17 protein-coding genes are annotated in these 20,480 nt (G+C 37.5%); 13 read left to right on the forward strand and 4 right to left on the reverse strand.

What is annotated here, in order from left to right:
* Window positions 1–221: 221 nt before the first annotated feature.
* Complete coding sequence (locus ACTWQB_RS13615; RefSeq protein ID WP_443139746.1) at window positions 222–1,133, reverse strand: DUF4349 domain-containing protein; 912 nt, start codon at window positions 1,131–1,133, stop codon at window positions 222–224.
* 127 nt (window positions 1,134–1,260) lie between these two features.
* On the opposite strand from ACTWQB_RS13615, the gene ACTWQB_RS13620 reads away from it, so the two are divergent.
* From ACTWQB_RS13620 to ACTWQB_RS13675, 12 genes are all read left to right on the forward strand, one after another.
* Window positions 1,261–1,932, forward strand: coding sequence for a TVP38/TMEM64 family protein (locus tag ACTWQB_RS13620; protein WP_443139747.1), 672 nt, complete (start codon window positions 1,261–1,263; stop codon window positions 1,930–1,932).
* Window positions 1,933–3,630, forward strand: a complete 1,698-nt coding sequence (locus ACTWQB_RS13625; RefSeq protein ID WP_443139748.1) for an ABC-ATPase domain-containing protein — start codon at window positions 1,933–1,935, stop codon at window positions 3,628–3,630.
* Between the two features lie 52 nt (window positions 3,631–3,682).
* Window positions 3,683–4,822, forward strand: coding sequence for a tRNA epoxyqueuosine(34) reductase QueG (queG, locus tag ACTWQB_RS13630; RefSeq protein WP_443139749.1), 1,140 nt, complete (start codon window positions 3,683–3,685; stop codon window positions 4,820–4,822).
* Window positions 4,823–4,830: 8 nt separating this feature from the next.
* On the forward strand, window positions 4,831–5,361 hold the full coding sequence (locus ACTWQB_RS13635; RefSeq protein WP_443139750.1) for a methylated-DNA--[protein]-cysteine S-methyltransferase: 531 nt from the start codon (window positions 4,831–4,833) through the stop codon (window positions 5,359–5,361).
* Window positions 5,362–5,410: 49 nt separating this feature from the next.
* On the forward strand, window positions 5,411–5,884 hold the full coding sequence (gene trmL / locus ACTWQB_RS13640) for a tRNA (uridine(34)/cytosine(34)/5-carboxymethylaminomethyluridine(34)-2'-O)-methyltransferase TrmL (protein ID WP_443139751.1): 474 nt from the start codon (window positions 5,411–5,413) through the stop codon (window positions 5,882–5,884).
* 484 nt (window positions 5,885–6,368) lie between these two features.
* On the forward strand, window positions 6,369–8,003 hold the full coding sequence (locus ACTWQB_RS13645) for a hypothetical protein (protein ID WP_443139752.1): 1,635 nt from the start codon (window positions 6,369–6,371) through the stop codon (window positions 8,001–8,003).
* Window positions 8,004–8,226: 223 nt separating this feature from the next.
* Window positions 8,227–11,058: a 2-oxoglutarate dehydrogenase E1 component gene (locus tag ACTWQB_RS13650; protein ID WP_443139753.1), complete on the forward strand. Its 2,832-nt coding sequence runs from the start codon at window positions 8,227–8,229 to the stop codon at window positions 11,056–11,058.
* Window positions 11,059–11,073: 15 nt separating this feature from the next.
* Window positions 11,074–12,354 (forward strand): 2-oxoglutarate dehydrogenase complex dihydrolipoyllysine-residue succinyltransferase, encoded by a 1,281-nt coding sequence (odhB, locus tag ACTWQB_RS13655; RefSeq protein WP_443139754.1) that lies wholly within the window; start codon window positions 11,074–11,076, stop codon window positions 12,352–12,354.
* 105 nt (window positions 12,355–12,459) lie between these two features.
* A complete protein-coding gene (locus ACTWQB_RS13660; RefSeq protein ID WP_443139755.1) occupies window positions 12,460–13,056 on the forward strand; it encodes a hypothetical protein in 597 nt (198 codons plus the stop codon).
* A 188-nt stretch (window positions 13,057–13,244) separates the two neighbouring features.
* Window positions 13,245–14,435 carry a NupC/NupG family nucleoside CNT transporter gene (locus ACTWQB_RS13665; protein WP_443139795.1) on the forward strand — a complete coding sequence of 397 codons (1,191 nt, stop codon included), beginning with the start codon at window positions 13,245–13,247 and terminating at the stop codon, window positions 14,433–14,435.
* Window positions 14,436–14,536: 101 nt separating this feature from the next.
* A complete protein-coding gene (locus ACTWQB_RS13670; protein WP_443139756.1) occupies window positions 14,537–15,958 on the forward strand; it encodes an aldehyde dehydrogenase family protein in 1,422 nt (473 codons plus the stop codon).
* Window positions 15,959–16,229: 271 nt separating this feature from the next.
* Window positions 16,230–16,985, forward strand: a complete 756-nt coding sequence (locus tag ACTWQB_RS13675; protein WP_443139757.1) for an SAM-dependent methyltransferase — start codon at window positions 16,230–16,232, stop codon at window positions 16,983–16,985.
* Between the two features lie 155 nt (window positions 16,986–17,140).
* Here the strand turns inward: ACTWQB_RS13675 and ACTWQB_RS13680 are convergent, their stop codons facing one another.
* The 3 genes from ACTWQB_RS13680 to ACTWQB_RS13690 form a co-directional block, all read right to left on the reverse strand.
* Complete coding sequence (locus tag ACTWQB_RS13680) at window positions 17,141–17,494, reverse strand: hypothetical protein (protein ID WP_443139758.1); 354 nt, start codon at window positions 17,492–17,494, stop codon at window positions 17,141–17,143.
* Window positions 17,454–17,672 carry a hypothetical protein gene (locus ACTWQB_RS13685; protein WP_443139759.1) on the reverse strand — a complete coding sequence of 73 codons (219 nt, stop codon included), beginning with the start codon at window positions 17,670–17,672 and terminating at the stop codon, window positions 17,454–17,456. Before ACTWQB_RS13685 ends, ACTWQB_RS13680 begins: the two co-directional genes overlap by 41 nt.
* 76 nt (window positions 17,673–17,748) lie before the next feature.
* The gene (locus ACTWQB_RS13690; RefSeq protein ID WP_443139760.1) at window positions 17,749–19,092 is read right to left on the reverse strand and encodes an MATE family efflux transporter; all 1,344 of its coding nucleotides are present in this window, start codon (window positions 19,090–19,092) and stop codon (window positions 17,749–17,751) included.
* 92 nt (window positions 19,093–19,184) lie between these two features.
* Between ACTWQB_RS13690 and ACTWQB_RS13695 the strand changes: the two genes are divergently transcribed.
* Window positions 19,185–20,255 (forward strand): undecaprenyldiphospho-muramoylpentapeptide beta-N-acetylglucosaminyltransferase, encoded by a 1,071-nt coding sequence (locus ACTWQB_RS13695; protein ID WP_443139761.1) that lies wholly within the window; start codon window positions 19,185–19,187, stop codon window positions 20,253–20,255.
* Window positions 20,256–20,480 lie beyond the last annotated feature (225 nt).

The raw sequence follows: 20,480 nt of genomic DNA on the forward strand, positions 1-20,480 counted from the left end.
AAAAGATGCAAAATGCCTGGAACGCATCACCTTGATACATTGTGAACATAAGGGTAAGCCGTATGCCTTAATAGGGCACGTACGGTTTGATAAGGGGGAAGCTACGAAAGTAGTTTCCCTACTTTATTAATATCTACCAATATCATTGAAGTTTCTCTGAATGCCTTGCATACCTGGCTCCCAATTAGCTGGTACACCTTATTCTAAGAGAGCTTGCATGATTAATCTTGTTTTTTACGTCTCATTTTTAAAAGAACAAAACCACCAACAAGTAATAATGGAATAAGTACTGGTGACAACCCTACAATTAGTACTAGAATATTCGATGCAATGGTTAGTAAAAAGTTAATTGTATCCATAAATAGCTTTTGTGCTTTAGCAAACGTGTTGAGATCATCTTTAGATTGAACATCAGGTACTTTCACATTGCGTTCTTCTATATTGATATGGACAGTCGAGTAAGAAACGTGGTTTTCAATGTAGTTCATCCGACCTTTGATTTTTTCAATTTCTTCTTGAACTTTAGAAAGGTCATCGGATATTTTAAGTAAGTCTTCCGTTTTTTCAGCACCTTCCATAAATTGCAGTAGTCGATCTTCTACAGCTTCTTTTGCTTTAAGCCTTGATTCTAAATCAACGTATTCTTCTGTGACATCTTGACTTTGTTGGTCACGGCTTACGATTTTAGTGTCTTCAGTTTCTAAACCTGTCATAAATGAATCAAAATGTTCCTGTGGCACTCGTACGACCATATAACCAGACCGGAGTTCATCTTCGCCACGGGTATGTTCAGATGATTCAACAATATAGCCGTTCATTTCGTTAAGCTGTTCTTTGACTCGTTCTGTCATATTATCAAAACTATTAACTCTTACATCTAAATGACCTGTGTAAATAACCATCTGCTGGGACTCACCTAGATTAGCATCATCATCTGTTGCGACTTCTTCATCTGCTGATTCTTCCGTTGATTGTTCGCGACTTTGACTGTTATTCGCTTGTGCAAATCCTTCTTTCTCTTCAGCCATCTCATAATCAGCTTGGTCTTCAGAACCTTCCGTGCCAGCGTCGTTACTACATGCGTATAACCCTATCAGTAAAAAAAGACTAAACAATACCACCCATTTTTTCATTAAAATTGCCCCCCTAGATCTATTTGATTATATAGTCGGTTCAAATGGTTTAAAGTTACAAATTGATTAAATAAAGCTTAGTCAGGGAATATATTGAGATATAAACGTATTCAAAAGGAGTAACAAGATGCACTTAAAAACGGTAATTAAAGGACTCATTATATTTGCATTCATTTTAATTTTATATGCTTTTCATCAAAGGTTATGGCATATATCTCCTGAGGATATTCGGACCTTTATATATATGGCAGGTTGGTTTGCGCCAGCGTTCTATTTATTATTGTTTATGCTAAGGCCATTAGTCTTATTTCCAGCATCCGTATTTTCCATTGTAGGAGGATTAGCTTTCGGAGCTTGGTGGGGGTCTCTTCTTGCCTTTACAGGTGCAACTGCCGGAGCTGTATTAGCCTTTTATGTTGCGCGTTTTGTAGGAGAGGATGCTTTTAAAAAATTAAAGAATGAAAAAGTTCTTGAATTGAAGCGAAATTTTGAGAAAAAGGGATTTTTCTACATTTTAATGTTGAGGTTTCTACCAATTGTTAATTTTGATTTAATCAGTTATGGTTGTGGTTTATCAAAAGTTAAGTTCAGACATTTTCTTAAAGCTACGATGATCGGAATTATTCCTGGTACCTTGATTTACAATTTCTTGGGTGCTAGTTTGGTAGTTGGAAATCGTTGGACAGTCACGTTTGTGATTATTGTTTATGTCATTTTAATCATCGCACCAATTATATGGAGAAAGAACATTATAAATAAAATTGAACAAATGGATGAGAAAATGATGGAGGGATCGTAGATGAAATTTTTACAACAAAAATTAAAACAAGTTGATGGTAAAAGCTATAAAGCTTACAAGAGTATTCAGGGTCAATATTATTTTTCAAACTTCAATTTACACATTGATTATGTACAAGGTGATCCGTTTGCTGCTCCTTCAAAAATTCGTCTGGTCATCCCAAAGAAGTATCAAACGATTGATTCCGAGTGGTTAGAAACAGAGCGACGTCAAACATATATAGAAGATCACATGGCTAGACGCGTTCAACGTGCAGTTTTCAAAGAGAATACACTAGTGAAAGGTAGCGGGAAAAGCGGAATGATGGCAATCGATGGACCGGATCAGGCTATTCTAAAACGTTCTGCTGTACAGTTGACTGATGAAGCTGTAACGATTTGTATGTCGGTAGGACTTCCAGCAAATGGTCGTAGAATTAATGGGAAAGAAGCGGACAAGTTGTTTTTTAAAGCACTTCCGTCGATTTTGCAGCATTCCATTTTTGACTTAAAACAAACTGAACTGACTAGTGCCTTGCATTTAGCCGATCAGCATGATGCCATTCGTCAGAAGATGAAAGAAGAGGGCTGGATTGCGTTTATCGCAAACGGATCTGTTTTACCAAGAAAAAGTGGTATTAGCACGAAACCTTTAGAAGGCGCAGTTCCATTTCAGAGCCCGAACGAAAATGAAGTTACGTTCAGTATCCCACATCGCGATGAACCTATTTCGGGGATGGCGATTCATAAGGGGATTACGTTAATTGTAGGTGGCGGATTCCATGGTAAAAGTACCTTATTAGAAGCACTTGAACTAGGAGTGTATGAACATATTGCAGGTGATGGACGTGAATATGTTCTGACAGATCCTCATTCGGTAAAAGTTCGCGCTGAGGATGGCCGGAGCATTAGTAAAGTAAATATCTCACCATTTATTAATAACCTACCGAACGGTTCTGAAACAAGTACATTTACAACAGAAAATGCGAGTGGTAGTACATCTCAAGCCGCAAATGTTATGGAGGCATTAGAAGCTGGTGCGTCTACGTTATTAATTGATGAAGATACGAGTGCGACAAATTTTATGATTCGTGATGAACGGATGCAGCAATTGGTGGCCAAGGATAAAGAACCAATTACGCCATTTGTTCAGAAAGTGAAACAATTGAGAGATGAATTAGACGTCTCAACCGTTTTAGTGATGGGTGGTTCCGGAGACTACTTCGATATTGCTGACAACGTCATCATGATGGATCGTTATGTGCCAGTGAATGCCACGGACCGTGCTAGACAAATCGCTGAGCAACATCCAGTCGAATGGCCGAACGCTTCAAGAAGTTTTGGAACATGGACAGACCGAACCGTCATTACTCAGTCTATTAAATCGAAGCTAGGCAAAAAAGCTAAAGTCCAAGCAAAAGGACGCCATACCGTTATGGTAGGACGCGATGCAATTGACCTATCATTAGTTGAACAAATTGTCGATGATTCCCAAACAAGAATGGTCGCAAATATGTTAAAATATATGGCGATGCACGCACCATTTAGAGAAAACTTGACCTTAACAGAGTGGCTTGATCATTTCGAAAAAGAGATTAAGGGAAAAGGCTTAAGTTTTACTCAAAAAGATCAAGAACAACATCCAGGCGATTTAGCAATGCCTCGCCGATTTGAGGTTGCCGCAGCAATTAATCGTTTGAGACAAATAAAAATAGATTAAAATTTATGAAGGTGCACGTGAAAAAGTTTTAATAAAGAAAGGAGGGTCGTGCATGAACATCGAAGAATTAAAAAAAGAACTAATCGAATATAGTCAGGAAATTGGCATTCAAAAAATTGGCTTCACGACGACAGATACATTCGATACGTTAAAGCAGCGTTTAATCGTTCAGCAGTCGTTGAAGTTCCAATCGGGTTTTGAAAAAGGTTCTATCGAGGAGCGCACGACCCCGACTCAGTTAATGCCTAAGGCGCAATCAATCATTTCCATTGCGCTTGCTTATCCATCACGTATGAAAGATGCACCGAAAAGCCGAAAAGGTGAGCGCAGAGGTATTTTTGCTAGAGCATCTTGGGGAAAAGACTACCATGATGTTTTAAGAGAGAAACTTAATTTACTAGGAGAATTTTTGCAAGAAAAGATGGATGGTGTCGCTTATAAAGCGATGGTAGACACTGGAGAACTGTCTGACCGAGCTGTAGCGGAACGTGCTGGTGTTGGATTCGTCGGTAAAAACTGTAATCTGATTACAGAAGAATACGGTTCTTGGGTTTATCTTGGTGAGCTGATTACGAACATTCCGTTTGAGCCAGACGAGCCTTTAGAAGAAGGATGCGGCGACTGTAACAAATGTGTTGATGCTTGTCCGACTGGTGCTATAGTTCAAGGTGGGCAGCTTAATGCCCAGCGTTGTGTCGCATATCAAACATTAACAAAAGGGTTTTTACCAGATGAGTTTCGTGAAAAACTAGGTAATCGTATATACGGCTGTGACACCTGCCAGATTGTCTGTCCGAAAAACAAAGGCGTTGATTATCACTTACACCCAGAAATGGAGCCAGATCCAGAATTGGCAAAGCCGAAGCTTATTCCATTATTGAAAATTTCTAATCGCGAGTTTAAAGAAAAGTTTGGATACATGTCAGGATCATGGCGTGGCAAAAAACCGATCCAACGTAACGCGATTGTCGCGTTGGCTCATTATAAAGAGGAAACCGCGATCGAAACGTTGGAAGAGCTCATGCATAAAGACCCACGTCCAGTAATTCGTGGAACTGCAGCTTGGGCAATTGGAAAAATTGGACGTCATGATGCTCGTGATATGATTGAAAAAGCGAAAGCCAAAGAACAGGATGAAGATGTGCTTTTTGAAATGGATAAAGGATTAGAATTCTTAACTGAAAGGGTGTAGGTGTAGTTATGAGGCCTTTAACATTATCAAATTTTGATTCTCCAGTAGGCAATATTATTATCGGTGGACACAACAATAAGGTCTATTTTGTCAAGATAGGAACCTTTGAAGCTCGTGATGAGTGGTTAGAAAAATGGAGAAAGAAGAACCAAGTTGATGAGCCAAAATATCAAGAAGACGCTTTTTCAAATGTAAAAGAAGAATTTCACCGATATTTTAAAGGTGACTTAAATAAGTTTACGTTTGAGTACGAATTATTAGGTACTGATTTCCAACAACAAGTATGGCATGCTCTAATAGGGATTCCATACGGAGAGCAGTGGACTTATAAAAATATTGCAGAATCAATTGGGAATGTTAAGGCGATCAGAGCAGTTGGAGGAGCAATTAACAAAAATCCAATATCAATTGCTGTTCCGTGTCACAGAGTGATTGGAAGTGATGGTTCGTTGACAGGGTATGCTAGTGGACTAGATCACAAGCGTTTTTTACTACATCTTGAAACAGATTCAAAACATTGGTTACACCAAACGAGTTAAGATATGCTATAATACATCTCGGTTAGAAACGAATTGAAGAGGTGTCAACATGGGAATACATGTCGTATTATATCAGCCAGAAATACCAGCTAATACCGGGAACATTGCAAGAACTGCTCTAGCAACAGATTCAACGTTGCATTTAATCCGTCCATTAGGATTTTCAACTGAGGATAAAATGTTACGCCGTGCAGGACTTGATTACTGGCATGATGTTAATATTATTTATCATGATTCATTAGAGGAATTATATGAAAAATATCCAGAAGCAAGTTTCTATTATATAGAAAACTTCGGGACCAAATATTATACGGATTACGATTATAGTAATCCTGAGGAAGATATTTTCTTCGTGTTTGGTCGTGAAACTGACGGGATTCCAAAGTCAAAACTTGAAGGAAAAGAAGACCGTTGTCTAAGAATTCATATGACGGATAAGGTTAGATCCTTAAACCTGTCGAACACAGCAGCTATTATCGTGTATGAAGCATTAAGACAACAAGGATTTCCTAATTTAGATTAATGGTTACTCAACTTATGAGTGACCTTTTTATTGGAATTCTTTCTGGATTGGCACAAGGAAGGGTCGCTTTGGCGAATCATCTGACGCTTTTTCACGTAATAATGTTAGTAGGTTTTAAATAGAAAAAGGAGCTTGGATTCGTCCAAGCTCCTTTATTAATAACATTTTTGTCTAAAATGTAGTCATGTCTAGCGCAAGACGCCCAACCACTGCGTGGTGAAACGGACGCTTGCGCTTTTCTTAATTACTTTTTAGGTTGTCCTGGTTTTGCATCGTAACCAGCTGTAAAGATCGAAATTAAGAATGTAATACAAACTCCTAAAATAACTGCTAGTTTCATGAAGATCCACCTCTATTCAACATCATTACTTGTTATTATAACCAAAAAATTATTCAATGTGAACTATTGTCATAATCTGTTCAAATAAAATTAAATCAAAGTCTCATATTGTGATGAATACATATTAGACAGGAGGTGTTCGCAATGATTGAGCACAACTTGTCGCTAGATCAGTATGTCGAATATATAAAAGAAGGTATCTTTCGCCCAAAGTCGGCTCATGAGTTATTATATGAAGCCGTTCAATATGCTATTAAAAATAATCAGGTACCAAAAGATGTGGATTCAAGACTAATCCAGAAAATAAATGCCTTATATTTATTACCCGCTAGTCAAGGTTATGATATTCAAAAGCGAATGCTAATTTTAGTCGGTCCACCTGGAAGTGGTAAGTCAAGTATCGTTCGTTTTATGAAAAAAGCGATAGAAAACTTTTCAAAAACAGAAGAAGGCGCCGTTTACAAAATCGGTGGCTGTCCAATGCAAGAGGACCCATTGTTAGCGCTGCCTGACGAAGAACGACAAAAGCTACCTGTTTATATATCTGGTAAGCTTTCTCCCTACAATTTATATCGTTTAAAACACGAATGGCAAGATTGGCGTGACATTCCTGTTGAACGATTTTTAATATCCGAAATAGACCGACAAGGCATAGGGACCTTCTTTCCAGCCGATTCATTCACACAGGATACATCAGATTTAATAGGTTCAATTGATTATGCTAATATTACCAAATATGGGTCACCGGCAGATCCACGTGCATATAGATATGATGGTGAGTTTCAAGCAGCTAATCGGGGGTTGTTAGAGCTTCAAGAAGTATTTAAAAGTGACCAGAAAATGTTGTATCCATTTTTATCATTGGCTGAAGAAAAGCAATATAAGATCTCTCGTCAGTCATTAATTTCAGCAGATGAGGTCGTCATCGGACATACAAATGAAGCCGAGCTACAACAAATGATAAAAAACGAGCAATCTCCATTATTAAATCGTATGGTATTTATTAAAGTCGGTTATACATTATCAATTAAACAAGAAGTCAGCATCTACAAGCAAAAATTACAGAAAAAAGATCTTAAACGTTTAGGATTTAGAGCTCTTGAAACATTGGCAGCTGCTTTAATTTTAACGAGAATGAACAAACCAAAAGACGGCTTTACTAGGTTAGAAATGTTGGAGGAGTTTAATAGTGAAGGCCAACAAAAAGAATCAATGTCAGGACTTGACCCAAGGTATGCATTTCAAGTTTTATCGGTTATTTGTGCAAAAAACTTGAAACATATTTATGCAAATGATTTACTAGATGAATTGAAGAGGGTTATGGAACACGATTATCGGATTGCACAAGAACATAAGAAGTTATATTTATATCACATTCAATTAGCAACTAAGTATTATGATTATGAATGGCTTAAACTCATTCGAACCATAATAGAGAAGACAGAGACTAATGAGTTAAATGATTTCATGCATTCTTACGAAGATGAGCAGCAATTGATACATAGAGCACTGGGAATCGATGATTTTAACCAGCTAGAATTACAGTCAACTATAAAGGATTTATCAATTAATATGACTCAGATTACTTTTAATGATTTACCAAATGAAGGTAAGTACTTTGTTATCGATTGGTATATAGCGAGTAAACAAGAACGACTTGAACAATGGGTTAGCCAGTCACTTGTACCAACAATTCAAACTTTTGGTTACACAGTCAATAATCATTTGAAAAAGCATTTATTAAGAGTATTAGAGAATCATATCGCAAGTTATTTTTAATTTTGTGCTTTAATCCGACAATTTTTGTTGTGTTTACCTTTTCTATTAGAAAATTTTCATATATACTAATTGTGATGATTATGATGTTTTTTAAGTTATTTTTTTCAAGTTGTTTACGAATACTTTAAAAAGGGTAACGGCTTGATAGAAATGATTTGAGAAACTGTTAATAAAACAAGTAGCAAATGTTACTTATTTCGAAAACTGATGGGGGTAGTAAACAGTGGCAATCAAAGGGTCTAATGACAATGTTTGGGATGCTTTTCATGGTCCGAATATGGGCTATGTAGAAGAGCAGTATGATCTATACTTAGATGACCCTGATGCAGTTGATGAAACACTGCGTCATATGTTTGACGAACATGGTGCACCTACTTGGGTGTCTAAAACAACTGGTGAATCATCAGCTAGTCAGTCAACGACATCAACAGCTGACTTGCAGAAATTAACATCTGCAATGAAGTTAGTCGATGCAATCCGCAGACATGGGCATTTAGAAGCGGATATCTTTCCAGTTGGAAAGCAGGATGAACGTTATTCACCTTTAGTTGATCCTAAAAAATACGGGCTTTCAGAAAGTGATTTAAAGCAGCTTGATGCGAAGCTTTTAACTTCTGAAGTACCAAACAATGTGCGAAATGCATGGGATTTAGTACAACATTTAAAAAAGAGATATTCAGGGACGATTTCATACGAATTCAATCATATTCCTGACGATGATGAACGCGAGTGGCTCTACAACAAAGTAGAAACTGGCGCTTTTGATGTTTCAGTAAATAATGAAGAGAAGAAACAAATTCTTAAGCGTTTAGGTGATGTGGAGGGCTTTGAACAATTCTTAGCCAAAACGTTCGTAGCACAGAAACGTTTCTCAATAGAAGGTTTAGATGTCATGGTGCCTATGTTAGATCGTATGGTTATGAACGCTCATAATGACGATGTTGACCATATTATGATGGGCATGGCTCACCGTGGTCGTTTAAACGTTTTAGCTCATGTACTGGGTAAACCTTATGAAATGATTTTCTCTGAGTTTGCTCATGCACCTGATAAAACATTAGTACCGTCTGAAGGTTCAACAGGCATTAACTACGGTTGGACAGGTGATGTAAAGTATCACTTTGGTGCTAATCGTGAGTATGTTGATGACAATGAGAGTAAAACTAGAATTACATTAGCACATAACCCTTCACACCTTGAATTCGTGAACCCAGTAGTTGGTGGGTATACACGCGCTGTTCAAGATAAGCGTGATGAGAGTGGTTATGCTAAAAATGATGTCAATAAAGCCTTCAATATCCAAATCCATGGGGATGCGGCTTTCATTGGTGAAGGTGTAGTTGCTGAGACATTAAACTTATCTCAGTTAAAAGGATACGAAACTGGTGGATCAATCCATATTATCGCAAATAACCTAGTTGGGTTTACAACTAACCATCAGGACGGTCGTTCAACTAAGTATGCAAGTGATTTAGCCAAGGGGTTTGAAATTCCAGTTATTCATGTGAATGCAGATGATCCGATTGCTTGCTTAACAGCAGTTGAATTATCTTATCAGTATCGTAAGAAATTTAACAAAGACGTGTTAATTGACTTAGTCGGTTATAGAAGATACGGACATAACGAAATGGATGAACCAAGAGGTACTCAACCTAAGTTATATAAAGATATTGATAACCATCCGACTGCTTATGAAGTCTATGCAAATCGTCTGGTTGAAGAAAACGTCTTAAGCGAGGAAGAATCTAAAACATTTAAAGAAGACGTTAAGAAGAAATTAAGAGAAATCTATGACAACATGAAAGAAAGTGAATTTAAGGATCCTTCTGTTCCTGATTTACCTAAGGAAGTTGTTAATGGATTAGATAAAATAGAAACAGCAGTAGAATTAGATGCTTTACAAAAACTAAACGAAGATATGCTTAAGCGTCCAGAAGGTTTCGAAGTTTTTAAGAAGCTTGAAAAAATCTTGAAGCGACGTGGTAAAGCATTCGATGATGGTGAGAAGATTGACTGGGCATTAGGTGAGGCGTTAGCATTTGCGTCCATTCTAAAAGATGGTACACCAATTCGTATGACAGGACAGGATTCTGAACGTGGTACGTTTGCTCACCGTCACGCTGTATTAAATGATGTTAATACACAGGAAAAATACAGCCCATTCCACGGGTTAGAAGATGTTAATTCATCATTTAGTATTTACAATAGCCCATTATCTGAAGCGGGTGTATTAGGATTTGAATATGGTTATAGTGTTCAATCTGATGATACATTAGTTGTTTGGGAAGCACAGTACGGTGACTTCGCAAACGCAGCTCAAGTCATTTTTGATCAGTTTATTGCGGCTGGTCGTGCGAAGTGGGGACAAATTGCAAGTATGGTGATGCTTCTTCCTCACGGTTATGAAGGCCAAGGGCCAGAGCACTCTAGTGCACGTCTTGAGCGTTTCTTACAACTATCTGCAGAAAATAACTGGACAGTTGCCAATGTAACAACTGCAGCACAATACTTCCACTTATTACGCCGTCAAGCAGCGATTGTTGGAACAGAAGCGGCTAGACCATTAGTACTTATGACACCTAAAAGTCTAATCCGTAACCAACGTGTAGCGGTTGAAGCTGACAAGTTAGCTGACGGTAAATTCCAAACTATCTTAGAACAAGATGGTACAGGTGAAAAAGAAGAAAGCGTTAAGCGACTTGTAATCGGTAGTGGTAAGATTATGGTTGATATTGAAGAAGAACTTGAGGATAAAGACCCGAATGATGAAATTCATATTGTTCGTTTAGAGCAAATTTATCCTTTCCCTGAAAAAGAGCTACAAAAAATATTGAAGAAATATAAAAATGTAGAAGAGATTGTTTGGGTGCAAGAAGAACCGAAGAACATGGGTAGTTGGGATTTCGTTAAGGAACGTATCCAGTCCATCAAGAAAGTTAAGCAGAAGCTTGAGTATGTAGGACGCCCTTATCGTTCTTCACCAGCAGTTGGTAGTCCGAACATTCATAAGTCAGAACAAAATCGTATTATCAATGAAGCATTAACGCTCGATTAAAGGAGGAAATTAAAAGTGAAGGAAATTGTTGTTCCTGAATTAGCCGAATCGATTACAGAAGGTACGGTCGCTGAGTGGCTTGTTTCAAAAGGTGACAAAGTGGAAAAAGGTGACCCAGTAGTAGAACTAGAAACAGATAAAGTTAACGTAGAAGTTAACTCAGATTTCTCTGGTGTCATTGCTGAAATTTTAGTAGAAGAAGGCGACGACGTTGAAGTTGGAGATGTGATCGCTAAAGTAGATGAAAGTGGCGAAGCAGCTGGATCTGATGATTCAGGTGACTCAAGTGACGCTGAACAAAAAGAAGAGAAAAAAGAAGAGCCTAAGAAAGAAGAAAAGTCTGAGGCTAAAGAAGAATCACCTCAAACTGACGAAGAAGGCGAAAGCGACAACAAAGCTGATCAACCTGTAGCATCACCTGCAACACGTAAACGTGCGCGTGAATTAGGAATCGACCTAAGCGAGATTAAGCCTAAAGATCCAGTAGGACGTATTTCTAAAGAAGATGTAGAAGCGGCTGCTAAAGCTAAATCAGACTCAGGCAAGAAGTCTTCTAAGAAAGAAGAAAAATCAGCTGAGAAAACTGAATTTGACAAACCGGTAGTTCGTGAAAAAATGTCACGCCGTCGTCAAACAATTGCTAAGCGTTTAGTAGAAGCACAGCATACAGCGGCAATGTTAACAACGTTCAATGAAGTTGATATGACAGAAATGATGAAAGTTCGTTCTGAACGTAAAGATTCATTCCAAGAAAAACATGGTGTTAAACTTGGTTTCATGTCATTCTTTACAAAAGCGGTTGTTGGCGCACTTAAAGAATTCCCATTAGTGAACGCTGAGATCCAAGGCGATGAAATCGTGAAGAAGCAGTTCTATGACATTGGTGTAGCTGTTTCAACAGAAGAAGGTCTAGTAGTGCCAGTCGTACGCGATGCAGATCGTCTAACGTTCGCTGGTATCGAAGAAGAAATCGGTAACCTAGCTAAGAAAGCACGCGAGGGTAAATTAGGCTTAAACGACCTTCAAGGCGGATCATTCACGATTACTAACGGTGGTATTTTCGGTTCATTACTTTCAACACCAATCCTAAACACTCCTCAAGTAGGTATCTTAGGAATGCATAAGATCGAAAAACGCCCTAAAGTAATGCCTGATGATTCAATCGAAGTTCGTCCGATGATGTACATCGCATTGTCTTATGACCACAGAATCATCGATGGCCGTGAAGCAGTGCAATTCCTAGATCGAGTGAAACAAATGATTGAAGATCCATATGACCTATTATTAGAAGGTTAATATGAAATCAAGCCCGTTCTTAATTGAGCGGGCTTTTTATGTGGAATAAGCATTGCTCCCTACTTCATAGTAATAAACTAAAAAGCTAGAAATAGGTGAGGGAATTTGAAAGACGACAAAAAGCCAATATTTTTTCATAACAGAACACCTGTTATCCCGCAAAAAGAAGAGAAATTTCAACAGCCTACCTCAATTCGAAAGCCATTAAGTGATGAAAAATTAAAATCATTAATTGACAAACATAAAAGCACTCGATACCGTTACATTAGAAAACTGAATCTTAAACAAACTTTACTAACACATTTAGCTTATAATCAAAATTTTGAGGAAAGTATGAAATATAACCTTTTTGAGTCAACACGAGAAGAACCAATCGATATTATGCTGATTGATACGTCATATTCAATGAAACGTCATTCCAAATCACTACTTGATAAAATAGAACAACTAAGCATTGATTTGGTTTTATATCATGATTGTGATATTTTTGAATATCAATCAAAAAAACAAGATTTTCCGCCCTTTAGTGGAGGAACATCTTTGTATCGACCGATTAAACGTCTCGAGCAAATCAATGAGCCTATGACCATTTATCATTTAACAGACGAAGAATGCTCTCCCCATGATCGAATGAAAACGGAGGAATTAGTTAGAAAAATGATAGTAAGTGGTAAAGGGTATTACCGGGTGGACATAAATTAGAGCTAATTCGGTTATGATATACATGACTGAAGTAGAGCCTTTATTACAAAATTAACAATTATTAAACTTTTATTTACCAGTATTTTTATAGGCTAGAAGTATTGTTAGAGTAAGAAAAAATTGCTACAATCTACAATTGTGATATGATTCTTAAGACTTAAAGGGAGGACAACATCTTGGGTATTATAATGGATATTATCTTTGCAATAGCTGCAGTAGCAATTGTGTTAGCGATTGCATGGTTTATGTCAAACGATAAAAAGAACATACCTTTTAAAGGAATCGCTTTCATGCTGATTGCTCAGCTATTAATTACTTGGTTCATGTTTAACACACCGATCGGTAAAATGATTATAACGTCCATATCAGCGGCGTTTAATAAATTAATCGAGTTCGGTAAAGTCGGAGTTGACTTTGTTTTAGGTGGACTAGCTATAGAAGATGAGGCAAGCGTATTCTTCTTTGACGTATTATTAATTATTGTATTTTTTGCAACAATCCTATCTGTATTAACTTATTTAAAGATTCTACCTTGGTTAATTAAAATTCTTGGTGGAGTTATTTCAAAAATTACTGGTTTACCAAAAATCGAATCATTCAACGCAGTAAACAGTATGTTTTTTGGACAATCTGAGGCGTTACTTGCGATTAAATCACAATTCCATCGCGTGACCGAGAATAGATTATACATTGTAAGCGCTTCTGCAATGGGGTCAGTATCAGCATCAATCGTTGGTGCTTACCTACAAATGTTACCTGAACAATACGTTTTAGTGGCAATTCCATTAAACATGTTCAGTGCGTTAATTCTAGCTTCAATCATTGCTCCAGTAAGTGTGCCAGATGAAGATGATGAAGTTGATATTAAAGACGTAACAGAATCCAGAAGTGTTTTTGAAGCAATGGCGAACGGTGCACTAGATGGTGGTAAAATTGCTTTAATCGTAGCAACAATGTTAATCGCTTTCTTAGCTTCATTAGAATTAGTCAACTATGTGTTAGGCGCATTAGCTGGCGGATTAACGTTACAAGAAGTTCTAGGTTGGATCCTATCACCAATAGCATTCTTAATGGGTGTTCCAGCTGCAGAAATTGCACAAGCTGGTGGAATTATGGGTCTTAAGGTAATTACCAACGAGTTCGTAGCGATGTTAGAACTACAAGCTGCAATGGACGGCATGTCTGAAAAAGCAGTTGGTGTTCTATCCGTATTCTTAACAAGCTTTGCTAACTTCTCTTCAATCGGTATTATCGCAGGTACGGTTGCAGGTATTAGTAATGAAAAAGGTAAAGTTGTTTCTCGTTTCGGAATGAAATTATTAATTGGTGCGACTTTAGCATCAATCCTATCTGCAACAATTGCAGGTCTATTCATCTAATAATCATCAAAGGTTTGGATCTTAATGGTCCAAGCCTTTTTTTGTTTAATACTCCATCTATTGTGTAATATGGATAATATAGACTAAGAAAGGGTGTTACAATGCAAACATTTGGATTGTTTATTAATGGGAAATGGCAAGAAACCAATGAAATGATGGAAGTAGTAGATAAAACAAATCAAGATGTCTATGCTAAAGTATCCAAAGCAAATGAAAACGATGTTACATCAGCAGTAGATGCAGCAGAATGTGCTTTTCGCTATGATTTAACAACACCTTATGAACGTTATGAAATTTTAATGAATGTGGCAAATTTACTCAAAGAACGAAAAGAGGAAATTGCTAAGAATATTACACATGAAGCAGGAAAGCCAATTAAACAAGCACGTTCGGAGGTTGATCGTTCTGTGGAGACAACTTTATTATCCGCAGAAGAAGCCAAAAGACTATCTGGTGAAGGGGTCCCTGTAGAAGCAGCACCAGGTAGCGAAAACCGTATGGCATTTACAATTCGCGTACCAGTAGGGGTGGTCGCAGCCATTAGTCCCTTTAACTTTCCGTTAAATTTAGTTATGCATAAAATCGGCCCAGCTCTTGCTGCGGGAAATACGGTAGTTCTAAAACCAGCTAGTGCAACTCCTACGACAGCCTTAATTCTTGCCAAACTTTTTGAAGAAGCAGGATTGCCTGCTGGTGTATTAAATGTTGTTACAGGTAAAGGTTCTGAAATTGGTAAATGGTTAACTAAAGACGAACGCATACAATTATTCACCTTTACCGGTAGTGCAGAAGTCGGTTTAAATATTAAGCAAAATACCGGCATGAAGAAGTTAGTTATGGAACTAGGCAATAACTCACCAGTCATTGTTGATCACGAGACGGATATAAAAGAAGCAGCACAGAATATTGCGGCTAAAAGCTATGCGTATGCTGGACAAGTATGTATTTCTGTACAACGAGTTTACGTTGATGAAAAAATAAGAGACGATTTTGAGAGCGAGTTATTATCAGCTATTAAAGAGTTGAATGTCGGAGATCCATTTGATGACCAAACAGACGTAGGACCAATGATTACAGTTGAAGAAGCAAAACGTGCTGAAGAATGGATACAGGAAGCGAAGGATAAAGGAGCCAAAATCTTAGTCGGTGGTACACGTAATGAAAACTTCCTAGAGCCAACAGTTGTTACGAATGTTACTCAGGAAATGAAAGTTGTTTGTGAAGAAGTATTCGCACCCATTATGTCATTAATCTCTTACAGTGATTTAGATGAATGCCTTAATGAAGTAAATCAGTCTGATTATGGCCTACAAGGCGGTATTTTTACAAACAACATCAATAAAGCTATGAAAGCTGCTCGTAAGATGGAGGTTGGCGGGATTATGATTAACGATGCTTCCCAATACAGAGTCGACCTTATGCCTTATGGAGGTATGAAGGATAGTGGTTGGGGCAAAGAAGGTCCTAAATATAGTATTAAGGAAATGACCGAAGAAAGATTAGTTGTTATGAATTTAAAATAGAAAGAACGCTAGCTGTGGTGCCAAAACATCACAGCTTATTTATTGTTAAATGGGGCTACATCAATGAGTTGCGGAAACACCCATAGAATTCAAAATAACATCCATAGCGATAGAATTCGGATCCAACCATAGTTTCACTCGGAAATTTAATTTTGTATTATTTAAAAAACTATTATACAATGGTTAGCATTAAGGCAAGGAGGATCTAAATGGGTATATTGAACTTCTAATCAAAAGTCTTCTTTTAATTAAAAATAAGGAGGCTTTTTCAATGAATTGGTTAAATGATTTTTATAGTAAACAATACAAATGGTCTACAGAGCATGATGTTCTTAACTCGGGTGATTTAAGGTATGATTTATTGGATAAAGTTTTAGCACAAAACCCTAACGGCGACAGTACCATTTTGGATCTGGGTAGTGGTCTTGGTCAGTTTGCCATAACAGTGGCAAAAGAAGGGTTCTACGTCACGGCCCTAGAGTTAACAGGCGAAGGGGTCGCTTTTACCAAAGAGATGGCTAAGAGGTATGGTGTTGAGGATAAAATAACGGTCATTCAAGGCGATTTTTATGAAGTCGAATTGGGTCAAACATTCGATTTTGTATGTTATTGGGATGGATTTGGCATTGGTACAGATGAAGAGCAGGAAAGATTACTAAAACGAATCTCGAAATGGCTAAAGGATGACGGCACAGTTTTTATCGACCTTTATACCCCATGGTATTGGGCGAAAGTTTCGGGGAAACAAATGAAAATCGGCGGAATTGAACGTCAATACGGATTTGAGGCAGAGGATTGCCGGATGACTGATACATGGTGGTTAAATGGTCAGCCAAAAGAAAAGATAACACAATATTTAAGATGTTATTCACCTGCAGATTTGAAATTACTGTTAAGACACACTGAATTAAAACTCATTAATGTTAGCCCAGGTGGAGCAATGGATTATGAAAAATGGGAATATCATAAAGAAGTCCCACTACATCAAGCAATGACTTTTCTAGCAACTATAAAAAAGAGCTCGTAACTAGTAACGGGTTCCGTTCAGAGGTACAAAACGTTAATAACGGTTAAAATTATAATACAATTGACAATCACATCAAAACAGGGGCTTAGAAAAATTCTAAGCCCTTTAACATGGATTTTTGTTCTTCAACAAACTCTCAACTTTATTTGAAGAAGTTACTCAGGTTTATAATATGGAGCAAAAGAATTAGCGATTTTTATTAGTTCTTCTACAGAATAAAGTTCTTGATCCTGTTCAGGAAGATAAACTATAATGTCGTAACTGAAACCTGAATCATTCCAAGTTAAAATTTGGGAACTACCATTATAGAAATATTTTGCTTCTGTGCCATTACTCAATTCTAATTGTTGTTCGTTCGCACCTGTTCTATTTCTAAGCTCTTGTTTTGGCTCTATATGAGTTATAACTATTTCTTCTCCCGATGTACCACGAAGTGAAACTTCTAGGTTGAAATCCAATGGTTTTAATTCATTTAATTTTTTCAGGTAACTCTTCAGTTCTTTGATCATAATGGAATAACTTCACTCGTTCTACTTCATATGGCATATGGGTTGGAAGCTTGAACTCATATGGAAAATCATCAATACCCTCTATGTTTTTGGCGTATGGGTGTTCCGAATTCTGATTACAAGCAGTCAAAAATAAAATAAATAGCAATAAGGTTAACGACATTATCATTTGTTTCATACGTATCCCTCCCAAACCTACCTTTATCTATTGTACACCTCTGAACAGAACCCGTTAAGCAATTAGTAAGCTCTTTTTAGATGCTTCTTTTACTTATAAAAATTAATCTAACTGATAATGCCAATGCACCGAACCCAAGACCTGTAATTAAGCCTACCCAATATCCATAAGGGCCGAGGTCTGTAAAATTAGCGACTATGTAACCAGTTGGCAGTCCTAAGATCCAGAATGATATGAGCGCAATAATTGAAGCAGCGTTTACGTCTTTGTATCCGCGTAAAGCACCTTGAATCGGTGTTCCAATTCCATCTGAAATTTGGAAAAAGATCGCGTAAATTAAGAAAGTTTTCATTAAATCAATTACCTTTGGATCGTTACTGTATAGCATGGCGACAGGTTCACGAAAGATGAAAATCAATCCGCCACTTACAATAGAGAATATAACTCCAGAACTAATCCCGATTTTAGAATACAATGTGGCCTCACTCAGTCGATTTGCACCAACTTCAAACCCGACAGCAATTGTCAGTGCCATCGCAATTGCTAGTGGCAACATATAAAATAACGTTGCAAAGTTAATTGCCGCTTGGTGGGCGGCAATCGTTTCAGTGTTATAGACACTCATCAATAACGTGATTGCGGCAAAAATACTTGTTTCAAAAAAGATAGTGATACCAATTGGTACTCCAATTTTTAACTGTTCTCCCCAAGCTCTAAATGATGGCTTTTCAATACTAGAAAAGACTTGATATGAACTAAAGGGAACTTTTTGATGAATGATATAAATAGCAATACATGCCGATATAAAATAAGTGACCGCTGACGCAATACCAGCACCTATCCCACCCAATGCAGGAACTCCAAATTTTCCAAAGATAAATAAATAGTTAAAGAAAACATTAATAGGTAAGGCTAATAATATAATGGTCATGGATGTTTTCGTCTGTCCTAGAGAATCAATAAAAGATCTAAGTAGATTAAATAGGAAAAGAGGCACCATCCCAAGCCCAAGACTCACTAAGTAGTATTTTGCGATATGACGAACCTCAGTTTCTAATGATAGTGCGTTTAAAATAGGCGTTAATACGAGTGCGCCTATTATAAAAATAGCTCCTGCTATTGCAATAGATAAATAGATCCCTTGTCTGATAACATGTGTAATCCGTTCTGATTGTTGTGCTCCTAATAGCTGAGAGACGATTGGGGGAATTGCCATTAGAATTCCCGTTACACCAGTGAGAATAGGAACCCATACAGACGAACCGATGGCGACACCCGCAAGGTCATTGGCACCTGCCTGACCCGCCATGATGGTGTCGAAGAAGTTCATTAAGTATAGACCAACTTGCGTCACCAAGATTGGAATTAATATTTTTATAAATAAAGATAATTTTTCTGAAATACTTCTAGTTTCATACATTATTCAATCGCGCTCCTATTCAAAACGAACGACATTTGCTAATATGACATTATACTTGATTTTACATGATAAGAATAGAAGGGAAGACATACATGAGTAAAAAGTCGATCGTCTTTACCGGTGGAGGAACTGCCGGCCATGTCGTTGTGAACTTGGCATTAATCCCTGAATTTCTACAAGAGGGGTATGATGTTCACTACATCGGTTCATATAAGGGAATTGAAAAAGATTTAATCAGTGATTTAGAGGGTGTTACATATCACGGAATCGCGACTGGTAAGTTAAGAAGATATTTATCTATTGAAAATATTAAAGATCCGTTCCGTGTGCTACAAGGCATTTTTCAAGCGAGGAAAATAATCAAGAAAGTGAACCCTTCTATCGTATTCTCGAAAGGTGGGTTTGTATCTGTTCCAGTTGTCATGGCGTCTAAAATGGTAGGCGTACCATCAATTATCCATGAATCAGATTACACACCTGGATTAGCGAATAAGATTGCCACGAAATTCAGTTCTTATATTTTAACTACTTTTCCTGAAACGGACCAACACTTACCAAGTGAGAAAGCGAAACATATGGGAGCGATTATTCGTGAAGAATTATTTGAAGGGGATGTAAGAAAAGCCTATGAGTTCACAGGACTAAACGATGACCGACCAGTCATATTAGTTATGGGAGGAAGCTCCGGAGCACAGAAAATCAATGAATCAGTTCGCAATGCATTACCAACTTTATTGAAAGAATTCCAAGTGGTTCATTTATGTGGAAAGGGAAAAATTGATCCTTCGATTGAACAGCCTGGATATGTTCAGTATGAGTATGTGACAGATGAGTTAAAAAATCTATTCGCTATTACTGATGTGATTATATCACGTGCTGGGTCAAACTCAATTTTTGAGTTTCTAGCACTCAGAATTCCAATGCTATTAATCCCACTATCTCGTCAGCAAAGTAGGGGCGATCAAATTTTAAATGCTGAGTCGTTTAAGAAGCAAGGTTATGCTGAAGTGATTGAAGAAGAAGAACTAACAAGAGAATACTTAGTTCAAAAAGTAAAAGAATTAAACGATCAACGTGATCGATTCCAAGATAAAATGAAGACTTATCAAGCACGAGAAGTGAAAAGTGATGTTGTTCAGCTCATTAAAGATACGATGAAGTAAGAAAGAGGCTGGGACAAAAGATATCTTATCCTTAGAGAAGACGAATATTAGGAGTCAAGTTACTCCTAATATTCGTCTTCAATTTTTAGCTGCGTCAAAATGCTTCGCTTTCCGCAGGCACGGCTTCAACTTCCCCAAACTCACTTTCGTTCGGAGTTTAAGGATGTTCGGCTAAATACGCAACATCCATGTTGCAACGCCGAACTGACTCACATCCTGTGGCCC

The organism is Piscibacillus sp. B03 (assembly GCF_052246295.1).
In the GTDB taxonomy this organism is placed as follows: domain Bacteria; phylum Bacillota; class Bacilli; order Bacillales; family Alkalibacillaceae; genus Piscibacillus.

Coding starts and splice junctions, on each gene's coding strand:
- ACTWQB_RS13615 (WP_443139746.1), bottom strand. CDS start 1,133: ATGAAAAAATGGGTGGTATTGTTTAGTCTTTTTTTACTGATAGGGTTA.
- ACTWQB_RS13620 (WP_443139747.1), top strand. CDS start 1,261: ATGCACTTAAAAACGGTAATTAAAGGACTCATTATATTTGCATTCATT.
- ACTWQB_RS13625 (WP_443139748.1), top strand. CDS start 1,933: ATGAAATTTTTACAACAAAAATTAAAACAAGTTGATGGTAAAAGCTAT.
- queG (WP_443139749.1), top strand. CDS start 3,683: ATGAACATCGAAGAATTAAAAAAAGAACTAATCGAATATAGTCAGGAA.
- ACTWQB_RS13635 (WP_443139750.1), top strand. CDS start 4,831: ATGAGGCCTTTAACATTATCAAATTTTGATTCTCCAGTAGGCAATATT.
- trmL (WP_443139751.1), top strand. CDS start 5,411: ATGGGAATACATGTCGTATTATATCAGCCAGAAATACCAGCTAATACC.
- ACTWQB_RS13645 (WP_443139752.1), top strand. CDS start 6,369: ATGATTGAGCACAACTTGTCGCTAGATCAGTATGTCGAATATATAAAA.
- ACTWQB_RS13665 (WP_443139795.1), top strand. CDS start 13,245: ATGGATATTATCTTTGCAATAGCTGCAGTAGCAATTGTGTTAGCGATT.
- ACTWQB_RS13670 (WP_443139756.1), top strand. CDS start 14,537: ATGCAAACATTTGGATTGTTTATTAATGGGAAATGGCAAGAAACCAAT.
- ACTWQB_RS13675 (WP_443139757.1), top strand. CDS start 16,230: ATGAATTGGTTAAATGATTTTTATAGTAAACAATACAAATGGTCTACA.
- ACTWQB_RS13680 (WP_443139758.1), bottom strand. CDS start 17,494: ATGATCAAAGAACTGAAGAGTTACCTGAAAAAATTAAATGAATTAAAA.
- ACTWQB_RS13685 (WP_443139759.1), bottom strand. CDS start 17,672: ATGAAACAAATGATAATGTCGTTAACCTTATTGCTATTTATTTTATTT.
- ACTWQB_RS13690 (WP_443139760.1), bottom strand. CDS start 19,092: ATGTATGAAACTAGAAGTATTTCAGAAAAATTATCTTTATTTATAAAA.
- ACTWQB_RS13695 (WP_443139761.1), top strand. CDS start 19,185: ATGAGTAAAAAGTCGATCGTCTTTACCGGTGGAGGAACTGCCGGCCAT.